General features: G+C 63.1%; 2 protein-coding genes. One reads left to right on the forward strand and one right to left on the reverse strand.

What is annotated here, in order from left to right; genetic code table 11:
- The first annotated feature begins 280 nt into the window (after positions 1 to 280).
- A complete protein-coding gene (locus ACYVDE_RS24100; protein ID WP_460504058.1) occupies positions 281 to 520 on the forward strand; it encodes a hypothetical protein in 240 nt (79 codons plus the stop codon).
- Between the two features lie 83 nt (positions 521 to 603).
- Here ACYVDE_RS24100 and ACYVDE_RS24105 read toward each other — a convergent pair.
- Positions 604 to 1009: energy transducer TonB (locus tag ACYVDE_RS24105; RefSeq protein ID WP_460504059.1), on the reverse strand; the 406-nt coding region annotated here is incomplete at its 5' end.

The raw sequence follows: 1009 nt of genomic DNA on the forward strand, positions 1-1009 counted from the left end.
GCCGTGGATGGCGTGCTGGCCGCCGGCCCGCAGTTCCTGCCCCTCGACCTGAGCGGGCTGGCCGCCGGGGCTTATTACTGCCAGGTGCGCGAAGCCCAGCGCAGTGGCTCGCGCATTGTGGTGATTGAGTAGTCGATAGCCAACGCGGGGAGCGTGGGCCGGAGGCTTTTTTTTGACGAGGGTGGCCGAAAAAGACAGCCCGGCCGGAAGGTTTTCCGTACAGGCATTTCGGGGCTCCGGCCCGTCATTCTTTCACCTCTCCCCAAGCCATCCAAGCATCATGGAAGCTAAACTCGAACAAGTCGAAAAAATCCTGCCCGAAGACCTGGCCCGCACTTTCGAAAGCGCCTACAACGTATTCCAAGGCAAAACCGAACACGTGGACGACCTGCTGAAGTACGGCGGCGTGCTGCTGCGCAAGGCTTCCAACAAGTTCACGCCCACCCAGATGGTGCTCGGCATCGCGGCCTTGGCCGCTGTGGCTGTGGTGCTCATCAACCGCGCCACCGACGATAACTAAGCACGAACGCGACTATTGGCCGTATACCACATAAAAAAGCCGTTTGCTCAGCCCGGGCAAGCGGCTTTTTTATGTGGTAATTTCTAACGAATCTGAATGCTGACCGGCACCCGCAGGCGCACGGCCACGGCCTGCCCGCGCTGGCGGCCGGGTTCGAAGCGCGGCAGCCGCAGCACGGCATCGAGAATGGCCTCATCGGTGGCCGCGCCGAGGCTGTTGAGCAGCACCGGGCGCGTTACGCGGCCGTCGGGTTCCACTACGAAGCTCACCTGCGTGTCGCCGCTCACCACTTGCTCGGGGTAGCGAATCAGCTCCTGAATGGCGGTTTGAATGGCGGCCTCGTCAGGTGCGCCGGGCAGCTTAGGCATTTGCTCAACCTGGCTGAAAACCTGGTTTTCGGGCACGGGCGGGGCCACGCCGGCCGCCGGCGGCCCGGGCCGAAACCAGATGTGCAGCACCTGGTACTGGGCCACGGGCTGGTCGTCGTAG

The sequence above is a fragment of the Hymenobacter agri genome, from assembly GCF_054778495.1.

Excerpts from the sequence above, each read along its gene's own strand:
- ACYVDE_RS24100 (WP_460504058.1), top strand. The coding sequence starts at position 281 with ATGGAAGCTAAACTCGAACAAGTCGAAAAAATCCTGCCCGAAGACCTG.